Here is an 18,483-nt window from a genome sequence, read left to right as displayed (position 1 = left end):
CCCGCAAGCGGCGCGGCCGTGCGCAAGCTAATTTCCACAAGCCAAATCAGGCTCTAGCGCTTATCCATCAAGCGCCAGTAGCTATTAATAACGCAGCAACTGGCGCAACACGGCTCACGCCCGCCTGCAAGAAAACTCACGCCGCGCGCGCACGCCATGGCCTACAGTCACGCCATGCCCAGCCCCACATCCACCGAACGCGCCCAGCGCCAGGCCGAGGTCGTGCAGGCCCTGTCGGCCTGCGTGCCACAGCATGCGCTGCTCTGGCAGCCCGAGGACACCACGCCTTACGAATGCGACGGCCTCACGGCCTACCGCCAGCGCCCGCTGGTCGTGTGCCTGCCCGAGACGGAAGGCGAAGTGCAGGCCGTGCTGAAGACCTGCCACCGCCTGGGCGTGCCCGTGGTGGCGCGCGGCGCGGGCACGGGCCTGTCGGGCGGCGCCATGCCGCATGCCATGGGCGTGACGCTGTCGCTGGCCAAGTTCAACCGCATCCTGGACCTGGACCCGGTCGCCCGCACGGCGCGCGTGCAGTGCGGCGTGCGCAACCTGGCCATCAGCGAGGCCGCCGCGCCCTACAACCTGTATTACGCCCCTGACCCCAGCAGCCAGATCGCCTGCACCATCGGCGGCAACGTGGCCGAGAACTCCGGCGGCGTGCACTGCCTGAAGTACGGCCTGACGGTGCACAACGTGCTGCGCGTGCGCGGCTACACCATGGAGGGCGAGCCCATCACCTTCGGAGCCGAGGCGCTGGACGCGCCCGGCTACGACCTGCTGGCCGCCGTGATCGGCAGCGAGGGCATGCTGGCCGTGGCGCTGGAGATCACCGTCAAGCTGGTGCCCAAGCCGCTGTTGGCGCGCTGCATCATGGCCAGCTTTGACGACGTGCGCAAAGCCGGCGACGCCGTGGCCGCGGTGATCGCCGCCGGCATCATCCCCGCCGGGCTGGAGATGATGGACAAGCCCATGACCGCCGCCGTGGAGGACTTCGTCAAGGCCGGCTACGACCTGACGGCCGAGGCCATCCTGCTGTGCGAGTCCGACGGCACGCCCGAGGAGGTGGAGGAAGAGATCGCGCGCATGAGCGAGGTGCTGCGCGGCTCGGGCGCCACGGCCATCTCGGTCAGCACCAGCGAGGAAGAGCGCATGCGCTTTTGGAGCGGGCGCAAGAACGCCTTCCCCGCCAGCGGCCGCATCAGTCCCGACTACATGTGCATGGACTCCACCATCCCGAGGAAGCGCCTGGCGGACATCCTGCTCGCCATCCAGGAGATGGAAAAGAAGTACCAGCTGCGCTGCTGCAACGTGTTCCACGCGGGCGACGGCAACCTGCACCCGCTGATCCTGTTCGATGCCAACGACCCCGACCAGCTGCACCGCTGCGAGCTGTTCGGCGCCGACATTCTGGAAACCAGCGTGGCCATGGGCGGCACCGTGACGGGTGAGCACGGCGTGGGGGTGGAAAAGCTCAACTCCATGTGCGCGCAGTTCACCGTGGAGGAGAACGCGCAGATGTTCGCGCTCAAGGAGGCGTTCGACCCGCAGGGCCTGCTCAACCCCGGCAAGGTGATCCCGACGCTGAACCGCTGCGCCGAGTACGGCAAGATGCTGGTGCGCAACGGCAAGATGAGCCACGCCAACCTGCCGCGCTTCTGACGGCCACCACGCGCGCTCGCGCCCTGGGCTGACAGCGCGGCGCGCAACCAGGTGCCAGCATGGCGCTTTTACCCCTGACAAGGAGGTGCGCCATGCCCGTGTTGTCCCCGTTCCCGTTTCGACTTCCGCGCCGTCTCGCGCCACTGGGTCTGTGCGCCCTGCTGGCCAGCGGCGCCAGCGCCGTGCAGGCGCAGGCCGACAGCGCGCCCCGCCCGGCCGTGCTGCCGCCCGTGCAGACGGCCGGCGCGCTGCACTACCAGTGCGGCGGCATCGGCACGGACGAATCCACCGCCATGCGCGCAGCCATGAAGGACTACCCCCTGTCGCTGCTGTTCGCGCGTGCCGATGGCGCCTACGAGGCCAACGTCGACGTGCGCATCACCCCGCAAGGCGGGGGCGACGCGATGCAACTGCGCGCCGGCGGCCCCGTGTGCCTGCTGCAACTGCCTGCGGGCAGCTACCGTGTGGAGGTACAGGGCGCCGGCCAGAACCACAGCCGCACCGTGCAAGTGGGCCGGGCGCCGCAAACGCTGGATTTTCGGTTCTAAGCAAAATCGGGTCTTAGCGCTTATCCAGTAAGCGCTAGCAGCTACTAATTAGATAGCACTCAGGACCCGACCACCGCCGCCCACAAAGCGCCCGCGTGCGAGACGGCGAACAGCAGCAGCCCGATGCAGCCGCCCACCACGGTGCCGTTGATGCGGATGTACTGCAGGTCGCTGCCGATGTGCAGTTCCACCAGCCGCGCCATCTCCTGCGCGTCCCAGCGCTGCACCGTGGCGCGGATGTGTTCGGCCACCGACTGCGCCACATCGGGCGCAAAGGTGGCGGCCCACAGTTCCAGGCGCACGTTCAGGCGCACCCGCAGCGCCGCATCACCCGCGAGCGACAGCCCCAGCCACTGCCCCATGTCGGCCACGCGCGCGGACAATGCCGAGTCTTCGTTCATCAGATCGTCGCGCAGCTTCTGGCGCAGGTCGCTCCACAGATCGCGCACATAGCGGCCCAGCACCTCGTCGTTCTGCAGGTAGCCGCGCACCTCGTCGCCGCGGCGCGCCCAATCGGGGTCGGTCTGCAGGCGGGCGATGAGGCGCTGCACGGCGCCGTCCAACGCCTCGCGCAGCTCGTGCTGCGGGTCCTCGGCCACCGCCTTGAGCAGGGTGTCCACGGCGTGCGTGATGGCCGAGGCGCCCTTGCCCGAGAGCCAGTCGGTGGGCAGCACCTTCTGCTTGAGCGGATGCTCACGCTTGATCCACTGCAGCAGCGTGTCGGCCACGAAGGCGCGCGTGTCCTCGGATCGCACCATGCCGCCCAGGCGCTCCAGCAGGTCGTCCAGCAGCGCCTGGTGCCGGCCCTGGTAGGTGAGCGCGCCCAGCGCCGACGCCATGGAGCGCGACAGGTCGATCTTGCCCACCAGCGTGCGCGCGGCCTGGCTCAGGAAGGCCTGGATCTTCGCGTCCTCCACCGTGTCCAGCGCGGTCAGCGCCAGCCTGGCCACCTGCCTGCCCAGCAGGCGCGCGTTGGCCGGTGCCGTGAGCCACTGCGCCAGCATGTTGGCCGGATCGTGGCGGCGGATCATGGTCACGAGCGAAGGCGCGTCCAGGAATTTGTCGCGCACGAACACCGCCAGGTTGCCGCCGATGCGGTCCTTGTTGCGCGCAATGATGTCGGTGTGGCGCTGCACCAGCGGCAGCGGGATGCGCCGAAACAGCGCCGACACCGCAAACCAGTCGGCCAGGGCGCCCACCATGGCGGCCTCCGCCACGGCGCGCACGCAGGCCACGCCCAGACTGGGTGGAAAGAAATAGGTCAGCGCAAAGACGACGACCACTGCCAGCAGCAGGCCGGTGGCCTGGCGCTTGGCCCGGGACAGCTGGGAGGCGCGGCCCGCAAGCGCGGCCGGCTCGGCCGAAGCCGCGGCCTGCGCACCAGGCTCCAGGGGGGACGCATGCATGCGGGAAAGCATAGCCGCGCACCGCGGCCCACGCCACCCCGCGGTTGTAGGAGATGGACGCTTTTGCGCCGCCGGCCAGTCAGCGCGCCGGCGCGACCTGGTCCAGCGCCGCGGCCAGGTGGCCCACCGTGCGGTCCACGTTGTGCCACTTCTCCAGGCCGAACAGGCCCAGGCGGAAGGTCTGGAAGTCCGCACCCTCGCCGCATTGCAGCGGCACGCCCGAGGCGGTCTGCAGCCCCGCCTCGGCGAACTTCTTGCCGCTCTGGATGCCGGGGTCGGTGGTGTAGCTCACCACCACGCCCGGTGCCTCGTAGCCCGCAGCCGCCACGCTGGGAAAGCCCCGCGCCTGCAGCAGCGCGCGCACCTTGGCGCCGAGTGCGATCTGCTCGTCGCGCACCTTGGCAAAGCCGTAGTCGCGCGTTTCCAGCATCACGTCGCGCAGGCGCACCAGCGCATCGGTGGGCATGGTGGTGTGGTAGGCGTGCTGGCCCTTTTCGTAGCCCTCGGCGATCTGCATCCACTTCTTGAGGTCGCACGAGAAGCTGGAGCTCTGCGTCTGCTCGATCGCCTCGCGCGCGCGGGCCGACAGCATCACCATGGCGCAGCAGGGCGAGCCGCTCCAGCCCTTTTGCGGCGCGGAGATCAGCACGTCCACACCGGTCTTTTCCATGTCCACCCACATGGCACCGGAGGCCACACAGTCCAGCACGAACAGCGCGCCCACCTCGTGCGCGGCGTCGCTCACGGTGCGCAGGTAATCGTCGGGCAGCAGGATGCCACTGGCCGTCTCCACATGCGGGGCGAACACCACCTTCGGCCGCTCGGCGCGGATGGCGGCGGCCACCTCACTCGCCGGGCAGGGCACCCAGGGCGCCTGTGGACCGTCGCCCTGGCGGCGCGCCTGGCAGACCACGGCACCATCGCCCAGCCCACCGGCGTCGAAGATCTGGCTCCAGCGGTAGCTGAACCAGCCGTTGCGCACGATGAGCACCTTCTCACGGTTGGCGAACTGGCGTACCACGGCCTCCATGCCGAAGGTGCCGCTGCCGGGCACGAGCACCGCCGTGTGCGCGCGGTAGACCTCCTTGAGCGTCGACAGGATGTCCTGCATCACGCCCACGAAGCGGCGCGACATGTGGTTGAGCGCACGGTCGGTATAGACCACCGAGAATTCGAGCAGGCCATCGGGATCGACATCGGGCAGCAAACCGGGCATGAGGGAATCTCCGTCAAAACTAGATGACGGCCAGCTTATCAGGCCGGGTAGTGGCGCGCACCGAAGATGCCGCTGCCCACGCGCACCATGGTGCTGCCGGCGCGCACCGCGGCCTCCAGGTCGCCGGTCATGCCCAGCGACAGGGTATCGACCGCCTCGAACCCCGGGCCGCCCTGCGCGCGCAGGGTGTCGAACACCTGGCGCACGCGCAGCAGCACGGCCAGTTGCGCAGCCTCGTCGGGCGCCGGGTCGGGGATGCTCATGACGCCGCGCAGCGTGAGCCGCGGCAGCGCTGCCACCGCCTGGGCCAGCGCCAATGCCTCCTCGGCCGGCACACCGGCCTTGGTGGCGCCACCATCCACGTTCACCTGGATACAGACCTGCAGCGCGGGCAGGTTGTCGGGACGTTGGTCGGACAGACGCTGCGCCGTCTTGGGGCGGTCCACCGTGTGCACCCAGTCGAAGTGCTGGGCCACCAGGCGGGTCTTGTTGCTCTGCACCGGGCCGATGCAGTGCCACTCCAGCGGCTGCGGCAGCCCGAGCGCCGCCACCAGAGCCATCTTTTCCACGGCTTCCTGAATGTAGTTTTCGCCAAACCGCCGCTGGCCCGCCAACGCCGCGTCACGCACGGCCTCGGGGCCGAAGGTCTTGGAAACCGCCAGCAGCGCCACGGCATCGGGTGGCCTGCCGGCCGCCGCGCAGGCGCGCGCGATGCGCTCCCGCACATTCTGGAGGTTGCTGGCAATCGTCGTCATAATGTTCGCCCAAGCGTATCAAACGATAAGAGGGAATCCGTGGACATCACCCAATTGCTCGCCTTCAGCGTGAAGAACAAGGCGTCCGACCTGCACCTTTCCGCCGGCCTGCCGCCCATGATCCGGGTCCACGGGGACGTACGCCGCATCAACGTCGATGCACTGGACCACAAGACCGTCCACGCCATGGTGTACGACATCATGAGCGACGCCCAGCGCAAGACCTACGAAGAGTTCCTGGAAGTGGACTTTTCCTTCGAGATCGACGGCCTGGCGCGCTTTCGCGTCAACGCGTTCAACCAGAACCGCGGCGCGGCCGCGGTGTTCCGTACCATTCCGAGCAAGATCCTGACGCTGGAGCAGCTCAACGCGCCCAAGATTTTTGCCGACCTGGCGCTCAAGCCGCGCGGCCTGGTGCTGGTGACGGGCCCCACAGGTTCGGGCAAGTCCACCACCCTGGCGGCCATGGTCAACTACCTCAACGAAAGCGAGTACGGCCACATCCTCACGGTGGAAGACCCGATCGAGTTCGTGCACGAGTCCAAGAAGTGCCTGATCAACCAGCGTGAAGTCGGCCCGATGACGCTGTCGTTCGCGGCCGCGCTGAAGTCCGCCCTGCGCGAAGACCCGGACGCCATCCTGGTGGGCGAAATGCGCGACCTGGAAACCATCCGCCTGGCCATGACCGCCGCAGAAACGGGCCACTTGGTGTTCGGCACGCTGCACACGTCCAGTGCCGCCAAGACCATCGACCGGATCATCGACGTCTTCCCCGCCGAGGAAAAGGAAATGGTGCGCGCGATGTTGTCGGAGTCGCTGCAGGCGGTGATCTCGCAGACGCTGTGCAAGACCAAGGACGGTTCTGGCCGCGTGGCGGCGCACGAGATCATGCTGGGCACGAGCGCCATCCGCAATCTGATCCGCGAGGCCAAGGTGGCGCAGATGTACTCCACCATCCAGACCAGCAACAGCGTGGGCATGCAGACGCTGGACCAGAACCTCTCCGACCTGGTGCGCCGCAACATCATCAGCCCGGCCGAGGCGCGCAGCAAGGCCAAGATTCCCGAGAACTTCCCCGGCTGACCCCCCTCCAAGGCGGGCCCGCACACTTTTCACTACCAGGCTCGTTGGTACAAGAGCCCGCATCGGAGCCCCATCATGAAAGGCATTCTCGGCCTGCTCAAGTCCAAAAACCGCAAGTCCGGCGAGGAGAGCACCGACTCGGTGTTCTTCACCACCGCATTTGCCGGCCAGGGCGTGGAGCAATCACAACTGGTCCCCTGGGAGGCGCGCGCCGTCGAAGTCGATGCCAAGCGCCTGCCCCAAAGCCGTGGCGGCAGGCTGCTGCAATCGCTGTGGAGCAAGGACAAGTACATGGCGCACCTGGACCACGACGCCGTGGAACGCATGGAGCGCTTCTTCGAGTTCGCCTCCGTTGCGCCCAACCGCGACCTGATCCGCCAGGACGAATACGGCAACTTCATGGTCGTGCTGCTCACGGGCACCATCGCCGTGGACCGTGTCCAGCCCTGGGGAGAGCAACTGCGCCTGGCCGAGACGCGGCCCGGCGATATCCTGGGCGAGATGTCGCTGCTGGACAGCGGCATCCGTTTTTCGGCGTGCACCACGCTCACGGAATGCGAGATCGCGGTGCTCAGCGCCGAGGCGCTGGATGAGATGATGGCCCACGACCCGCAACTGGCCGCCAGCCTGGTGGCCCTGCTGGCGCGCAAGCTGTCGCAGCGCCTGCGCGTGGTGAGCGCGCGTCTGAGTGAAAATCAACGCTGAACAGCCCGGCACAACAACACAAGGCTGACGACCAAGGGGGTATGGGATGGAACGGGATCAGGCGAGTAAATTCATCAACGATCTGCTCAAGCTGATGGTCAGCCGCGGGGGGAGCGACCTTTTCATCACGGCGGAGTTTCCGCCGGCGATCAAGGTCGACGGCAAGGTCACCAAGGTCTCTCCCCAGCCTCTGACGCCCAACCACACGCTCACGCTGGCGCGCGCCATCATGAGCGACAAGCAGGTGGCCGACTTCGAGCGCACCAAGGAGTGCAACTTTGCCATCTCGCCCGCGGGCGTGGGCCGGTTCCGCGTGAACGCCTTCGTGCAGCAAGGCCGCGTGGGCATGGTGCTGCGGACGATTCCGCTCACGCTGCCCACCATCGACGGCCTGGGCGTTCCGCAGGTGCTCAAGGAAGTCACCATGACCAAGCGCGGACTGTGCATTTTGGTCGGCGCGACGGGCTCGGGCAAGTCCACCACGCTGGCCGCCATGCTGGACTGGCGCAACGAGAACTCCTTCGGCCACATCATCACGGTGGAAGACCCGGTGGAATTCGTGCATCCGCACAAGAACTGCGTGATCACGCAGCGCGAGGTGGGCCTGGACACCGACAGCTGGGAGGCGGCCCTCAAGAACACGCTGCGTCAGGCGCCGGACGTGATCCTGATGGGCGAAATCCGCGACCGCGAGACCATGGAGCACGCCGTGGCGTTTGCCGAAACCGGCCACCTGTGCCTGGCCACGCTGCACGCCAACAGCGCCAACCAGGCACTGGACCGGATCATCAACTTCTTCCCCGAGGAGCGGCGCGCCCAGTTGCTGATGGACCTGTCGCTGAACCTCAAGGCACTGATCTCGCAGCGCCTGATTCCCAAGCAGGACGGCAAGGGGCGCGCGGCTGCCGTCGAGGTGATGCTGAACACGCCGCTGATCGCCGACCTCATCTTCAAGGGCGAGGTGGCCGAGATCAAGGAAATCATGAAGAAGAGCCGCAACCTGGGCATGCAGACCTTCGACCAGGCACTGTTCGACCTGTTCGAGGCCAACGTGATCAGCTATGAGGATGCCCTGCGCAACGCCGACTCGGTGAACGACCTGCGCCTGCAGATCAAGCTCAGCAGCCAGCGTGCCAAGACGACGGACCTGGCCTCGGGCACCGAGCATTTCGCCATCGTCTGATACCCACACACTCGCCCCACCCGGCCCGCCCCTGCGGGCCTCTCTTTTTGACGGAGCCCAACCCATGAGCAGCAGCATCAATCCCCGCACCTACGATCCGGTCCCCGCACGCCGCGTGGCCTTCCTGGGCTTGGGCGTCATGGGCTACCCGATGGCGGGGCACTTGGCATCGGCGGGCCATACCGTGACGGTGTACAACCGTACCGCTACGAAATCAGAAGCATGGTGCGCTGAATTCAAGGGCGTTGCAACCGTAAAACATGCCAAGACGCCGCGCGAGGCCGCACAAGGCGCGGACATCGTGTTTTGCTGCGTGGGCAATGACGACGACCTGCGCTCCGTGGTGCTCGGGGCCGACGGCGCGTTCGCCGGCATGCAGCAGGGTGCGGTCTTCGTGGACCACACCACGGCATCCGCGGCGGTGGCGCGCGAACTCTATGGCGCCGCCCGCACGCTGGGCCTGCAGTTCATCGACGCGCCGGTCTCCGGCGGGCAGGCCGGCGCGCAAAACGGGCAACTGACCGTAATGTGCGGCGGCGACGCTGCAGCCTTCGATGCCGTACGCCCCACGGCGATGGCCTTCTCGCGCGCGTTCACCCGTATTGGCGACAGCGGCGCCGGCCAACTGGCCAAGATGGTCAACCAGATCTGCATTGCCGGCCTGGTGCAGGGTCTGTCCGAGGCGATCGCCTTCGGCCAGCACGCGGGCCTGGACATGCCGCTGGTGCTCGACGTGATCGGCAAGGGCGCTGCCCAGAGCTGGCAGATGGACAACCGCGGCAAGACCATGGTGGAGGGCCGTTTTGACTTCGGCTTTGCCGTGGACTGGATGCGCAAGGACCTGGGGCTGGTGCTCGACGAAGCCAAGCGCAACGGTGCGCGCCTGCCGGTCACGGCGCTGGTGGACCAGTTCTATGCCGACGTGCAGCTTGCCGGCGGCAACCGCTGGGACACGTCCAGCCTGATCACCCGCCTGGCGCCCAAAAAAGACTGAGGCCCCAGGCGCACTGCCCGCGCAGGGCGGGCAGTGGTTCAATCGCCTGTCACAAGGCGCGGATGGTGCCGACTTGTTCGGCGCGAACAGCCCGTGCTCAGGGCTTGACTGGCTGCGCCGCCGCGGCGGGGTCCTGCGAGACGGGCGCGGGCTGCTGGGCCGCGCCACCGCGGATCAGCTCCTCTTCGGAGATCACCTCGAACACGCGCACGACCTTGCGTACGCCATCCACGCCGCGCGCGATCTCCGCGGAGCGCTTGGCTTCGCGCTGCGTGACACGGCCCATCAGGTACACCACGTCGCGCTCGGTGACGACCTTGAACGCATTGGCAGACAGGTCCTTGGCGTCCACGAGGCTCGCGCGCACCTTGGTCGAGATGAAGGCGTCGCGCGAGCGCTGCGTCAGCGAGGACGCGGGCATCACGCCCAGGTCGTTGACCACCGAGCGCACGTTGTCCACGCCTTGCGCGATCTGCTCCACCTTCTGGCCGTCGGCGGCCGTGGGCACTTCGCCCGTCAGCAGCACCTGGCGGTTGTAGCTGGTCACGTTCACGTGCACGCGGTCGCCCAGGGTCTCACGGATGCGGCTGGCGGTGCGCATCTCGATGCCTTCGTCCTCCACCTGGGTCCCGGTGGTGCGCCGGTCGGTCGCCATCAGGGTGCCGACCACGGCACCGCCGCCGATGACCAGCGGCGCGCAGCCGGCGAGGCTGCCGGCCAGGGCCGCGGCCGCGAGCGCGGCGCTAGGAATTCGCAGCAGGGGAAATGTCATAGAGGAATCTCCTGTTCTCCAAGTAACTGGGCGTCCACGCCGTCGCACAGGCAGTGCAGCACCAGCGCATGCACCTCGCGCACACGGGCGGCTCGGTCGTGCGGCACGCAGATCTGGACATCGGTCTCGTGCAGCAGCGCGCCCAACGCCCCGCCGTCGCGGCCACACAGGGCGACCACGGTCATGTCCCGCTCATGGGCGGCCTGCACGGCCTGCAGCAGGGCTGGCTCGTTGCCGCCGATGGTGATGACCAGCAGCAGATCTCCTGCCTGCCCCAGGGCACGCACCTGGCGCGCCAGCACGGCGCTGTCCGCTACGGCGCTGGTGCCGGTGGCCAGGGCATCGGGCAGCAGGGCCAGCGCCGCCAGTTCGGGCCGGTCGCGCTCGAAACCGGCCACGCAAAAGGCCGCGAACTGCAGGGCCTGCGCGGACGAAGGGCCGCTACCGCAGGCCAACACCTTGGCGCCGTTGGTCACACAAGCCCAGATGGCCTGCACGGCTGCGCTGATGGGATGGCTGAGCGCCTGGGCCGACTGGTATTTCAGGTCGGCGCTGTCGATGAAATGCTGTTGGATGCGTTGCTCAAGCATGGGCCGTGAATGATACCTGCGGGTATCGCGGCGCCTGTAGCAAACGGTAGGCCGCGCGCTACGCGGCGTCGAATGCGCCGCGCAGCCACTGCAGCCGGTCGCCCTCGATGAGCACCGCATCGAAGCGGCATGGCGGCGGTGCGGGCCAGCGCAGCAGGTAGTGCTGCGCGGCAAAGACGATGCGCCGCTGCTTGGCCACGCCGATGCTGCCGCCCGCGCCGCCGTAGGCGCTGGCGCCGCGGCTGCGCACCTCCACGAACACCAGCGTGCCGTCGCGCTCGCGCAGGATCAGGTCGATCTCTCCGCCGCCGCGCCCCGGCGTCCGATAATTGCGCTCCACCAGCGCCAGGCCCGCCGCCGTGAGATGGGCCAGTGCGCGGTCTTCCGCCGCCTGTCCCGCGGCGCGCGTGGTGCGCGCGGGCGCACTGCCATTCACCTTCTTGCCGAGGAATCCCATTGAGCGCCTCTTTTGCCTCTGCCTTGAGCGCCGCGCGCGATGCGGCGGCCGCGCAGCATTATCCGCAGGGCGCCCTGTACGTGGTCGCCACGCCCATCGGCAACCTGGCCGACATCACACTGCGTGCGCTGCACGTGCTGCAACTGGCCGACACGCTGGCGTGCGAGGACACGCGCCACACCCAGTCGCTGCTGCGCGCCTACGGCATCGACAAGCCCTCCGACCGCCTGCTCGCGCTGCACCAGCACAACGAGGCGCAGGCCGCGCAGATGGTGGTGCAGCAACTGCAGGCCGGCCAGCGCGTGGCATACGTGAGCGACGCCGGCACGCCCGGGGTAAGCGATCCCGGCGCGCGCCTGGTGGCGGCCGTGCAGGCCGCGGGGCTGCGCTGCATTCCCTTGCCGGGGGCCAGCAGCGTGACGAGCGCGCTGAGCGTCGCGGGCGCGGTGGCCCCCACCGCCGACAGCGGCGGCTTCCTGTTCGCGGGCTTTCTGCCGCCCAAGGGCGCCGAACGCGCGGCCGCGGTGCAGCGCCTGGCGGCCGAGCCGCGCTGCGTGGTACTGCTGGAGGCGCCGCACCGCATCGCTGCGCTGGCCGACACACTGGCGGACCTGGGCGAGCGGCCGGTGACGCTCGCACGCGAACTCACCAAGCAGTTCGAGGAAGTCTCCACGCATCCCGCGCGGGAGCTGGCCGCCTGGCTGGCGGGTGCTCCCCAGCGGGTCAAGGGCGAGTTCGTGGTGCTACTGCACCCGTTGGCGGCCACGCAGGGCGACGGCGCGGAGGCCGAGCGCGTGCTGCGCCTGCTGCTGGACGAGCTGCCGACCAAGACCGCGGTGAAACTGGCGGCCGACATCGCGCACGCCTCGCGCAACACGCTGTACGAGCGCGCGCTGCAGATCAAGCGGGACGCAGAGGCCGCGGGCGAACACGGCTGAATCGCGCCGGCGCCCCGGCGCCGGCAGCGCCAGTGCCCCTTCCGACCGGCATGCACGGGCACGGCGCCGCTGCATGGTCGGCGCGGGCACGCCCTTCATTTCAAGCCCAATTGACCTCCAGCGCTTATCCATCCAGCGCAAGGTGCTATCAATTTGATAAAAGTACGCCAATGATGGCCAGGCCATCGCGGGCCAGCGCCCGGGCCTACCGCCCCGCGCTGCGCGGCAGGCCGAACGCCAGCGCCCCCAGCGCGCCCTGCGCCAGGCCGTAGACGCCATAGACCACGCCCACGCCCACGGCGGCGGACGCGGCCACGCCGAAGGGGGCCAGCGCGGCCACGGCGGCCGCCTCGCGCGTGCCCCAGCCGCCCACGCTCACCGGCAGCGCCGCCATCAGGAACACAGGCGCGATCGCCCAGGCCCACACGCTGGCCGGCAGCGCCACGCCCAGTGCCAGCCCGCCCCCCGCCAGCGCCGCGGCCGACAGCAGCTGCACCGCCGCCGATGCCCCGGCCTGCCAGACCAGTTGACGCGGGAAGTCGGGGCGCGTTGCGGCTTCACGCAGCGGCGCGAGCCAGCCGCCCGCAATCCGGCGGCTGCGCAGCAGCGCAGGCAGGCACCACGGCAGCGCCAGCCACAGCAGCGTGCCCACAAGCATCAGCGCGATGAAAAGTCCCCTTGGCAACCGCAGCCAGGGCGCCAGCACGTCGGCACAGGCGGCAGCGCCCAGGCCGCCGATGGCGCACAGCATCCACAGGCCACTCAGCCGGTCCAGCACCACCGACCAACTGGAGGCCGCCGTGTCCTGACCGGTACCACGCAGTACCACGGCGCGGTACACGTCGCCCCCCACCACGGCCCCCGGCAGCAACGCATTCAGGCCGATGGCCTGGAAGTACCAGCGGCAGGCATCGCGCGCGCTCGCGTCGGCGCCCAGCCACCGCGCCAATGCCCGCCAGCGCAGCGCCGAGACGAGGTTGGAAGCGATGCCCGCCAGCAGCCCCGCCAGCAGCCACACTGGCTGGGCCTGGCGCAGTTGGCCCCACACGCGGGACGGATCGGCCAGCGCCACCACCGCGCCCAGCAGGGCCAGGCCCACCAGGCCGCGCAGCAGGGCCTTGAACGGACGTTTCACGCTATCTTATTAGTAGCTGCTTGCGCTTGCTGGTCGCGCGCCGCAGGCATATTTACTCTTGAATCCGGCACATATTCCTGCGCATGGAACTGCGGTGCCCCGCCGGCCTCGTGGTAGATGCGCATCAGCAGCTCGCCGATCAGGCCCGCCACCACCATCTGCACGCCCATCAGCACCAGCATGACGCCGGCAAGCAGCAGCGGCCGGCCGCCGATGTCCTCGCCCAGCACTTTCTGCAGCAGCAGCCAGGCCAGGATCAGCACGCCCGGCGCAGCCAGCCACAGCCCCAGCCCGCCAAAGGCATGCAGCGGGCGCTGGCGGTAGCGCATGAAGAAGACGATGAGGATCAGGTCCAGGATGACGCGGAAGGTGCGGTCGATGCCGTACTTGGACACGCCGCGCGTGCGCGCATGGTGGCGCACCGGCACTTCCGTGATGCGCGCGCCCGCCTCCTTGGCCAGCGACGGGATGAAGCGGTGCAGCTCGCCGTAGAGGCGGATACGGTCGATGATGGGCCGGCGGTAGGCCTTGAGCGCGCAGCCGTAGTCGTGCAGGTGCACGCCCGTGGCGCTGGAGATCAGCCGGTTGGCGATGCGCGAGGGCAGCTTGCGCGACAGCTCGGCATCCTGCCGGTCCTTGCGCCAGCCGCTGACCATGTCCACGCTGGAGTCTGTCTCCAGGCGCTCCAGCAGCAGCGGAATGTCGCCGGGTTCGTTCTGCAGGTCGGCATCCAGCGTCACCACATAGCGGCCGCGCACGCGATCGAAACCCGCCTGCAGGGCGCTCGACTGGCCGTAGTTGCGTGCCAGGAACACCGGGCGCAACCAGGGGCGCGTGGCCGCCAGTTCACGCAGCGTGTCGGCGCTGCCGTCGCGCGAGCCGTCGTCCACCGCCAGCAGTTCGAAGCTGAGCGGCTGCGCGGACATCGCCTGCGCGATGCGCTCCACGAGGTCGGGCAGGTTCTCGACCTCGTTGTAGATCGGCACCACGATGGAGACGTCGGGCGCTGGAGTAGGGGCGGTGTTCATCAAGGAAACAGTTGTAGCGGGATAATGGCTGCGATTGTGCCTCGCGCGCCCCGCGCCTTCGCGCCCGCCGGACGCACACAGTGCGCTACTTTCCCCTTGCCCCATGACCGCCTCCACCGCGCCCCGCGCGCTTTCGTCCCGCCTTCCCTGGACCCACCCGCTGTTCTGGTTCGCGGCCATCTCGCTGGCGCACGTGGCCATGCGCCTGCTCGCTTCGCCCGCGCTGAAGTGGGATGAGGCCGAGCAGATTCTGTGGACCCAGGAGCTGGCACTGGGCTACGGCCCGCAGCCGCCGCTGTACACCTGGCTGCAATGGGCGATGAACCAGGTGTTCGGCCCGAGCGTGCTGGCACTGTCGCTGCTCAAGCATGGGCTGCTGGCACTGACGTATTCGCTCATGTACCTGGCCGGGCGGGAACTGCTGGACGAGCGGGGGGCCTTCTGGGCGTCGGCGAGCATGGTGCTGATGCCCGCGCTGGGCTGGTATTCGGTCCGCGACCAGACCCATACCATCCTCGTCACGGCGATGGCCTGTGGCGCGTGGTGGCTGCTGCTGCGCATCGTGCGGCGCCCCCGGCCGCTGGACTTTGCCTTGCTGGGGCTGGTGTGCGGCTTCGGCATGCTGGCCAAGTACAGCTTCGCGCTGGTGGCGGGCGCCATGCTGCTGGCGGCACTGTCGGTACCCGAGGCGCGCCGCGCGCTGCTGTCGCGCGGCTGGTGGTGGGCGCCCCTGGTGGGCCTGCTGGTCGTGCTGCCGCATGTGGCATGGCTGCTGTCGCACCTCACCGAGGCGACGTCCGGCACCATCAGCAAGATGAACATCCAGCCTGAAAACGGGCTGGTCAAGGGCCTGCTGAGGCTGCTGGAGGGCGTGGTCCCCAGCACGCTGCTGCTGTGGGCGCTGTTCGCGTTGTGGGCTTTCCGTTCGGCCTGGTGGCAGCGGCCGCTGGCGCCGGTGTCGCCGCCGATGCACCGCGTGTTCGTGCGCTACCTGGGCCTGGTGTTGCTGGCGCTGGCCGGCATGGTGGTGTTTGCAGGCGTGAGCAACTTCAAGGGCCGCTGGATACTTCCACTGCTGTGTATGGCACCCCTGGCCGCCTTCTCTGCGCGGCCCGAATTGCAACACCATCCCCGTGCACGGCGCTACACGATCGCCGTGGCCACGATGGCCGTCATCCTGCTGGTCGCTGCCGGCATACGCCCCTGGTTCAGCGGGCTGCGCGGCGAGGTGGATGAGCTGAACCACCCGTCCATCGAACTGGCGGACGCCCTGCGCGCCGCGGGCTATGACGGCACCAGCCCCATCGTCGCATCCGACCATATGCTGGCCGGCATGCTGCGGGTGCGCTTTCCCGACGCACTGGTGGACGCCTGTGCGCCGGGCGAAGACGAGATCCCGACCTGCGTCGCGGACCATTTGCGCCGCAGCGTGCAGCGGGGGCAAGGCCTGCTCTTGATTTCACGCACCGACTACGTTCCGTCGAGCTGGTGGGATCAGGCCCAGGCCCGCATCGCACCGCGTGCGCTGCAGTCCATCCACCTGCCCTTCCACATGGTGCGCGCGGGCACACCCCTGGCCCATTACGAATACATCTGGAGCCCACGCGGCACACAACCATGAGCGTCACCCTGGTCACCGGCTGCGCCGGCTTCATCGGCATGCATTGCGTGCAGCGGCTGCTGGAGCGCGGCGAACGGGTGGTGGGCATCGATAACCTCAATGCCTACTATGACGTCGGCCTGAAGCACGCGCGCCTGGACCGCTTGCGCTGTCAGAGCGACTTCACTTTCGAGCAGATCGATGTCGCCGACCGCGACGCCATGCATGCGCTGTTTGCGCGGGTCCGTCCCCATCGGGTGTTGCATCTGGCGGCACAGGCCGGCGTGCGCTACTCCATCGACCAACCCGACGATTACACCGACTCCAATCTCCTGGGCTTCGGCAACATCCTGCAGGGCTGCCGCGCACAGCAGGTGGAGCACCTGGTGTTTGCCAGCAGCTCCAGCGTGTACGGAGGCAACGCGAAGTTGCCGTTCTCCGAGCGCGACGCGGTGGACCATCCCGTCAGCTACTACGCGGCGACCAAGAAGGCCAATGAGGTCATGGCGCATGCCTACGCGCACCTGTACGGCATTCCGACCACGGGCCTGCGGTTTTTCACGGTGTATGGGCCATGGGGGCGGCCCGACATGGCGCTCTTCAAGTTCACCCGTGCCATGCTTGCGGGCGAGACGATCGACGTCTACGGCGAAGGTCAGTTGGTGCGTGACTTCACCTACATCGACGACATCGTCGAGGGCGTATTACGCGTACTCGACAAGCCCGCCACACCCGACGCCGCATTCGATCCACTGTCGCCGTCGCCCGGCACGGGCCTCGCGCCCTACCGTATCTTCAATATCGGCAACAGCGCTCCTACGCTGCTCATGGACTACATCCATGCACTGGAGGAGGCGCTGGGGATGGTCGCCCTCAAGCGCATGCTTCCACTACAGCCCGGCGACATGCACAGCACGGCGGCCGACATGTCGGCGCTGGCTTCCTGGGTCGGCTTTGCCCCCCATACGCCCGTGCGGGACGGCGTGGCGCGCTTCGTCCACTGGTACAAGGACTTCTACCCATCATGAAAGTTACGGTTTTTGGCACCGGCTATGTCGGCCTGGTGCAGGGTGCAGTGCTGGCCGACGTCGGCCACGATGTGATCTGCGTGGACGTCGATGCCGCCAAGGTGGCCGCGCTGCAGGCAGGCCATATCCCCATCCACGAGCCGGGGCTGGAGCCCCTGGTGCAGGCCAACCAGGCGGCAGGCCGCCTGCGCTTCACTACTGACGCCGCTCAGGGCGTGGCCCATGGGGAGCTGATCTTTCTCGCCGTCGGCACCCCGCCCGATGAGGACGGCAGCGCCGACCTGCAACATGTGTTGGCCGTCGCGCGCACCATCGCGACCCACATGACCGAGCCGAAGACCATCGTCAATAAATCCACCGTCCCCGTAGGCACGGCCGACAAGGTCGCCGATACCGTACGCAAGGTGCTGGAGACGCGGGGCGTGGCCTTGGCATTCGAGGTGGTGTCCAACCCCGAATTCCTCAAGGAAGGCGCTGCCGTCGCCGATTGCAAGCGGCCCGACCGCATCGTCATCGGTACACGCGCACCCCAGGCCGAGCGCCAGTTGCGCGAGCTGTATGCGCCTTTCAATCGCAACCACGACCGCATCGTGATGATGGATGTGCGCAGCGCCGAACTGACGAAGTACGCCGCCAACGCCATGCTGGCCACCAAGATCAGCTTCATCAATGAAATGGCCAACCTGGCCGAGCAACTGGGTGCGGACATCGAAGACGTGCGCCGCGGGCTCGGAAGTGACCCGCGCATTGGCTACCACTTCATCTATCCCGGCGTGGGTTACGGCGGGAGCTGCTTTCCCAAGGACGTCAAGGCCCTCATCCACACGGCCCAGTCCATTGGCTTCACCCCCGATCTGCTGCTGGCGGTCGAAAGCCGCAATGACGCGCAGCGGCAGTTGCTGGCGCGGCGCATCATTGCGCACTACGGCGGCAACCTGCGCGGCAAGACCATCGCGGTCTGGGGGCTGGCCTTCAAGCCGGAAACCGATGACATGCGCGAAGCGCCCAGCCGTTACCTCCTGCAGAGCCTCTGGGCGGCAGGCGCCCAGGTGCGCGCCCACGACCCTGCCGCCATGGACGAGGCCCGGCGCATTTTTGGAGAGCGTGACGACCTGGTGCTGTGCGGCAGTCCCACCGAGGCATTGGAAGGAGCGGACGCGTTGGCCATTGTGACGGAATGGAAAATCTTCCGCGTGCCCGACTTTGCGCAGATGGCCCATGCGCTCCACGACCGTATGGTCTTTGACGGGCGTAACCTCTATGACCCCGAGACCATTACGCGCTTCGGCCTCGGGTACGTATCGATAGGACGCGCGCCAGCCGTCGGCAGGTCCTGAAACACAACCACGTTGGGGACCTAAGACAACAGAGGGCCGTTTCCGTCCG

At 68.2% G+C, this 18,483-nt stretch carries 18 protein-coding genes; 10 read left to right on the top strand and 8 right to left on the bottom strand.

Annotation, left to right across the window (positions count from 1 at the left end; translation table 11 throughout):
- The first annotated feature begins 174 nt into the window (after positions 1–174).
- Positions 175–1,659: an FAD-linked oxidase C-terminal domain-containing protein gene (locus PCQ86_RS03135; RefSeq protein ID WP_270174841.1), complete on the top strand. Its 1,485-nt coding sequence runs from the start codon at positions 175–177 to the stop codon at positions 1,657–1,659.
- A gap of 92 nt (positions 1,660–1,751) precedes the next feature.
- Positions 1,752–2,207, top strand: coding sequence for a hypothetical protein (locus tag PCQ86_RS03130; RefSeq protein WP_012655460.1), 456 nt, complete (start codon positions 1,752–1,754; stop codon positions 2,205–2,207).
- 59 nt (positions 2,208–2,266) lie between these two features.
- On the opposite strand, the gene PCQ86_RS03125 is transcribed toward PCQ86_RS03130, so the two are convergent.
- From PCQ86_RS03125 to PCQ86_RS03115, 3 genes are all read right to left on the bottom strand, one after another.
- Positions 2,267–3,613 (bottom strand): DUF445 domain-containing protein, encoded by a 1,347-nt coding sequence (locus PCQ86_RS03125; RefSeq protein ID WP_187148593.1) that lies wholly within the window; start codon positions 3,611–3,613, stop codon positions 2,267–2,269.
- A gap of 79 nt (positions 3,614–3,692) precedes the next feature.
- The gene (locus tag PCQ86_RS03120) at positions 3,693–4,829 is read right to left on the bottom strand and encodes an aminotransferase class V-fold PLP-dependent enzyme (RefSeq protein WP_270174840.1); all 1,137 of its coding nucleotides are present in this window, start codon (positions 4,827–4,829) and stop codon (positions 3,693–3,695) included.
- A gap of 38 nt (positions 4,830–4,867) precedes the next feature.
- Positions 4,868–5,584 carry a YggS family pyridoxal phosphate-dependent enzyme gene (locus tag PCQ86_RS03115; protein WP_196994502.1) on the bottom strand — a complete coding sequence of 239 codons (717 nt, stop codon included), beginning with the start codon at positions 5,582–5,584 and terminating at the stop codon, positions 4,868–4,870.
- Positions 5,585–5,623: 39 nt separating this feature from the next.
- Between PCQ86_RS03115 and PCQ86_RS03110 the strand changes: the two genes are divergently transcribed.
- The 4 genes from PCQ86_RS03110 (at position 5,624) to PCQ86_RS03095 (ending at position 9,549) form a co-directional block, all read left to right on the top strand.
- Positions 5,624–6,667 carry a type IV pilus twitching motility protein PilT gene (locus PCQ86_RS03110; protein ID WP_011803881.1) on the top strand — a complete coding sequence of 348 codons (1,044 nt, stop codon included), beginning with the start codon at positions 5,624–5,626 and terminating at the stop codon, positions 6,665–6,667.
- Between the two features lie 75 nt (positions 6,668–6,742).
- Positions 6,743–7,372, top strand: a complete 630-nt coding sequence (locus PCQ86_RS03105; RefSeq protein ID WP_047350275.1) for a Crp/Fnr family transcriptional regulator — start codon at positions 6,743–6,745, stop codon at positions 7,370–7,372.
- Positions 7,373–7,418: 46 nt separating this feature from the next.
- Positions 7,419–8,555 carry a PilT/PilU family type 4a pilus ATPase gene (locus PCQ86_RS03100; protein ID WP_012655455.1) on the top strand — a complete coding sequence of 379 codons (1,137 nt, stop codon included), beginning with the start codon at positions 7,419–7,421 and terminating at the stop codon, positions 8,553–8,555.
- A 64-nt stretch (positions 8,556–8,619) separates the two neighbouring features.
- On the top strand, positions 8,620–9,549 hold the full coding sequence (locus PCQ86_RS03095; protein ID WP_011803878.1) for an NAD(P)-dependent oxidoreductase: 930 nt from the start codon (positions 8,620–8,622) through the stop codon (positions 9,547–9,549).
- A gap of 97 nt (positions 9,550–9,646) precedes the next feature.
- Here PCQ86_RS03095 and PCQ86_RS03090 read toward each other — a convergent pair whose 3' ends face one another.
- The 3 genes from PCQ86_RS03090 to PCQ86_RS03080 are packed head-to-tail and all read right to left on the bottom strand — an operon-like array spanning position 9,647 to position 11,368.
- The gene (locus tag PCQ86_RS03090; protein WP_270174839.1) at positions 9,647–10,321 is read right to left on the bottom strand and encodes a BON domain-containing protein; all 675 of its coding nucleotides are present in this window, start codon (positions 10,319–10,321) and stop codon (positions 9,647–9,649) included.
- Positions 10,318–10,911 (bottom strand): SIS domain-containing protein, encoded by a 594-nt coding sequence (locus tag PCQ86_RS03085; protein ID WP_011803876.1) that lies wholly within the window; start codon positions 10,909–10,911, stop codon positions 10,318–10,320. Before PCQ86_RS03085 ends, PCQ86_RS03090 begins: the two co-directional genes overlap by 4 nt.
- 58 nt (positions 10,912–10,969) lie before the next feature.
- Entirely contained in the window at positions 10,970–11,368 is a 399-nt protein-coding gene (locus PCQ86_RS03080; RefSeq protein ID WP_012655451.1) for a YraN family protein, read from the bottom strand.
- Between PCQ86_RS03080 and rsmI the strand changes: the two genes are divergently transcribed.
- On the top strand, positions 11,368–12,306 hold the full coding sequence (rsmI, locus tag PCQ86_RS03075; protein WP_041838778.1) for a 16S rRNA (cytidine(1402)-2'-O)-methyltransferase: 939 nt from the start codon (positions 11,368–11,370) through the stop codon (positions 12,304–12,306). The genes PCQ86_RS03080 and rsmI overlap by 1 nt on opposite strands.
- A gap of 205 nt (positions 12,307–12,511) precedes the next feature.
- Here the strand turns inward: rsmI and PCQ86_RS03070 are convergent, their stop codons facing one another.
- Entirely contained in the window at positions 12,512–13,441 is a 930-nt protein-coding gene (locus PCQ86_RS03070) for a lysylphosphatidylglycerol synthase transmembrane domain-containing protein (protein WP_270174838.1), read from the bottom strand.
- The gene (locus PCQ86_RS03065; protein ID WP_270174837.1) at positions 13,438–14,469 is read right to left on the bottom strand and encodes a glycosyltransferase family 2 protein; all 1,032 of its coding nucleotides are present in this window, start codon (positions 14,467–14,469) and stop codon (positions 13,438–13,440) included. The genes PCQ86_RS03070 and PCQ86_RS03065 overlap by 4 nt, the downstream gene beginning before the upstream one ends.
- Positions 14,470–14,572: 103 nt before the next feature.
- Here PCQ86_RS03065 and PCQ86_RS03060 point away from each other — a divergent pair, with 103 nt between their 5' ends.
- From PCQ86_RS03060 to PCQ86_RS03050, 3 genes are read left to right on the top strand one after another with little or no spacing between them, the layout of a single operon-like run.
- Entirely contained in the window at positions 14,573–16,090 is a 1,518-nt protein-coding gene (locus PCQ86_RS03060) for an ArnT family glycosyltransferase (RefSeq protein WP_011803871.1), read from the top strand.
- The gene (locus PCQ86_RS03055; protein ID WP_270174836.1) at positions 16,087–17,097 is read left to right on the top strand and encodes an NAD-dependent epimerase; all 1,011 of its coding nucleotides are present in this window, start codon (positions 16,087–16,089) and stop codon (positions 17,095–17,097) included. The genes PCQ86_RS03060 and PCQ86_RS03055 overlap by 4 nt, the downstream gene beginning before the upstream one ends.
- Entirely contained in the window at positions 17,094–18,434 is a 1,341-nt protein-coding gene (locus PCQ86_RS03050; RefSeq protein WP_123674862.1) for a UDP-glucose dehydrogenase family protein, read from the top strand. Before PCQ86_RS03055 ends, PCQ86_RS03050 begins: the two co-directional genes overlap by 4 nt.
- Positions 18,435–18,483: the final 49 nt, after the last annotated feature.

The sequence above is a fragment of the Diaphorobacter sp. ED-3 genome (assembly GCF_027625375.1).
Taxonomy (GTDB): domain Bacteria; phylum Pseudomonadota; class Gammaproteobacteria; order Burkholderiales; family Burkholderiaceae_C; genus Diaphorobacter; species Diaphorobacter nitroreducens.
Note: the sequence above shows the minus strand (reverse complement) of the source record. Positions and strands in the feature narration are given on the sequence as shown.

Excerpts from the sequence above, each read along its gene's own strand:
- PCQ86_RS03135 (WP_270174841.1), top strand. The coding sequence starts at position 175 with ATGCCCAGCCCCACATCCACCGAACGCGCCCAGCGCCAGGCCGAGGTC.
- PCQ86_RS03130 (WP_012655460.1), top strand. The coding sequence starts at position 1,752 with ATGCCCGTGTTGTCCCCGTTCCCGTTTCGACTTCCGCGCCGTCTCGCG.
- PCQ86_RS03125 (WP_187148593.1), bottom strand. The coding sequence starts at position 3,613 with ATGCATGCGTCCCCCCTGGAGCCTGGTGCGCAGGCCGCGGCTTCGGCC.
- PCQ86_RS03120 (WP_270174840.1), bottom strand. The coding sequence starts at position 4,829 with ATGCCCGGTTTGCTGCCCGATGTCGATCCCGATGGCCTGCTCGAATTC.
- PCQ86_RS03115 (WP_196994502.1), bottom strand. The coding sequence starts at position 5,584 with ATGACGACGATTGCCAGCAACCTCCAGAATGTGCGGGAGCGCATCGCG.
- PCQ86_RS03105 (WP_047350275.1), top strand. The coding sequence starts at position 6,743 with ATGAAAGGCATTCTCGGCCTGCTCAAGTCCAAAAACCGCAAGTCCGGC.
- PCQ86_RS03100 (WP_012655455.1), top strand. The coding sequence starts at position 7,419 with ATGGAACGGGATCAGGCGAGTAAATTCATCAACGATCTGCTCAAGCTG.
- PCQ86_RS03095 (WP_011803878.1), top strand. The coding sequence starts at position 8,620 with ATGAGCAGCAGCATCAATCCCCGCACCTACGATCCGGTCCCCGCACGC.
- PCQ86_RS03090 (WP_270174839.1), bottom strand. The coding sequence starts at position 10,321 with ATGACATTTCCCCTGCTGCGAATTCCTAGCGCCGCGCTCGCGGCCGCG.
- PCQ86_RS03085 (WP_011803876.1), bottom strand. The coding sequence starts at position 10,911 with ATGCTTGAGCAACGCATCCAACAGCATTTCATCGACAGCGCCGACCTG.
- PCQ86_RS03080 (WP_012655451.1), bottom strand. The coding sequence starts at position 11,368 with ATGGGATTCCTCGGCAAGAAGGTGAATGGCAGTGCGCCCGCGCGCACC.
- PCQ86_RS03065 (WP_270174837.1), bottom strand. The coding sequence starts at position 14,469 with ATGAACACCGCCCCTACTCCAGCGCCCGACGTCTCCATCGTGGTGCCG.
- PCQ86_RS03060 (WP_011803871.1), top strand. The coding sequence starts at position 14,573 with ATGACCGCCTCCACCGCGCCCCGCGCGCTTTCGTCCCGCCTTCCCTGG.
- PCQ86_RS03055 (WP_270174836.1), top strand. The coding sequence starts at position 16,087 with ATGAGCGTCACCCTGGTCACCGGCTGCGCCGGCTTCATCGGCATGCAT.
- PCQ86_RS03050 (WP_123674862.1), top strand. The coding sequence starts at position 17,094 with ATGAAAGTTACGGTTTTTGGCACCGGCTATGTCGGCCTGGTGCAGGGT.